Source organism: Massilia sp. CT11-108 (assembly GCF_047302915.1).
In the GTDB taxonomy this organism is placed as follows: Bacteria; Pseudomonadota; Gammaproteobacteria; order Burkholderiales; family Burkholderiaceae_D; genus Telluria; species Telluria orientalis.
On sequence record NZ_JBKYMO010001090.1, the window covers coordinates 1 to 741 of the forward strand.

The following is a 741-nucleotide window of genomic DNA, read 5'->3' on the forward strand; positions in this document are numbered from 1 at the left end:
GACCTGGCCCCGCCACGCGGGCGGCACGTTCAAGGTCGCCTGCGGCGGCGGCGGCACGGGGATGCGGCAGCCGGCCAGCAGCGCGGCGCAGATGGCGAGCATGAGCCCCCGCTTCATCGAGCGTTCCCCGTGGACCCGGGCGTACGCGTGGGCGCGGGGGCGCCCACCCTACCGGCCTTCGTGTCGATGCTGGCCACCACCGACATCCCGGGCCGCAGCCGTGTGGCCAGTTCCTGGTTCGGGTCGATGCTGATGCGGACCGGAATCCGCTGGGCGATCTTGACGAAGTTACCCGTCGCATTGTCCGGCACGATCACGGAAAACTCGGACCCCGTGGCCGGGGAGATCTGCTCGACGTGGCCGCGCAGCTTCGCGTGATTCAGCGCGTCGACGGTGAACGTAACGGGCTGGCCCAGCCGGACGTCGGCCATCTGCGTCTCCTTCATGTTGGCCACGACCCACATCGTCTGCGGCACGAGCGCCGTCAGCTGGGCGCCCGCGTTGACGAACGCGCCGAGGCGCACGCTGACCTGCCCCAGCTGGCCGTCGCGCGGCGCGACGATGCGGGTATTGGACAGGTCGATCTCGGCCAGCCGCACGGCCGCCTCCGCGTTCGCGACCGCCGCGTCCAGCGACGCGCGGTTGACCTCCACGGTGCGCAGGTTCTGGCGCGAGATCTCCAGTGCCGCGCGTGCCTGCTCGGCCGCGGCGACGGTCTGCGCGCGGGTGGCGCGGGCGAGC

General features: G+C 72.3%; 1 protein-coding gene. It reads right to left on the reverse strand.

Features of this window, described 5'->3' with window-relative positions:
• Window positions 1-113: 113 nt before the first annotated feature.
• Window positions 114-741 (reverse strand): HlyD family secretion protein (locus tag ACEN88_RS33325; protein ID WP_413346605.1); only part of this gene is annotated, 628 nt, incomplete at its 5' end.